The sequence below is a fragment of the Arthrobacter sp. HMWF013 genome, assembly GCF_003061105.1.
In the GTDB taxonomy this organism is placed as follows: domain Bacteria; phylum Actinomycetota; class Actinomycetes; order Actinomycetales; family Micrococcaceae; genus Arthrobacter.
Genome location: NZ_QAIQ01000603.1, coordinates 1 through 998, shown reverse-complemented (window position 1 = coordinate 998; position 998 = coordinate 1). Strand labels below are relative to the sequence as shown.

General features: G+C 64.9%; 1 protein-coding gene and 1 pseudogene. Both read left to right on the top strand.

What is annotated here, in order from left to right:
* Positions 1-617: pseudogene (locus DBR22_RS24875) on the top strand (bifunctional [glutamine synthetase] adenylyltransferase/[glutamine synthetase]-adenylyl-L-tyrosine phosphorylase); the annotation flags it as partial.
* A gap of 66 nt (positions 618-683) precedes the next feature.
* Positions 684-998, top strand: a 315-nt coding sequence (locus DBR22_RS20340; RefSeq protein ID WP_108600489.1) for a VOC family protein, incomplete at its 3' end; no start/stop codon positions are given.

Here is a 998-nt window from a genome sequence, read left to right as displayed (position 1 = left end):
CCCTGGATTCGTTCGCGGAGTACTACCGCCGGTGGTCCCTGATCTGGGAGGCGCAGGCGCTGCTCCGGGCCCGGCCGATGGCTGGCGACGACGCCCTGGCCCACGACTTCCTGGCCTTGATAGACCCCATCAGGTATCCCGCAACGATTTCAGAGAATGACGTCAGGGAGGTGCGGCGGGTTAAGGCCAGGGTTGAATCAGAGCGCCTGCCGCGCGGGGCTGATCCGGCCCGCCACCTGAAGCTTGGCCGAGGGGGGCTGAGTGACGTCGAGTGGCTGGTGCAGCTCCTTCAGCTCCAGCATGCCGGCAAGCACCACGAGTTGCGGACGACGTCCACGATCGAGGCACTTGATGCTGCTGCTGCCCTGCACCTGCTCTCCGGGGCCGATGCGAAGCTGCTGGCCGAGGCCTGGCGGCTCGCCAGCAGGATCCGTTCGGCCAATGTCATCTGGAGCGGCAAAGCGTCGGATCTCCTGCCTTCCTCAAGGCGGGACCTCGAGGCCGTGGCGCGCTGGTGCGGCTACGAACCAGGCAATGCTGCGGCGCTGGAGGAGGACTACCTGCGCCTGAGCCGGCGTGCCCGGGCTGTGTTCGAACGGGTATTCTACGGTCACTGACCGTGCAAGGGGTCCGGCCCATGGCGATGCAGACAGCCGCGGCGGACCGGTGCTAACTTGGGGGCCATGGCTACTCAAATCTATCTGAACCTGCCCGTCAAGGACCTCAAGCGGTCGGTGGACTTCTTCACGGCCCTTGGCTTCTCCTTCAACCCGGACTACACGGATGAGAATGCCACCTGCATGATCATCAACGAGAACGCCTTCGTCATGCTGCTGGTGGAGGGATTCTTCAAGACGTTCACGTCCAGGGAAGTTGCCGATGCCACTGGCGCCACGGAGGCCATCACAGCCTTCTCCGTGGACAGCAAGGAAGCTGTGGACGAAACGGTGCGCAAGGCCCTGGCGGCGGGCGGCAGGCCTTCGCAGGAGGTCCAGGAC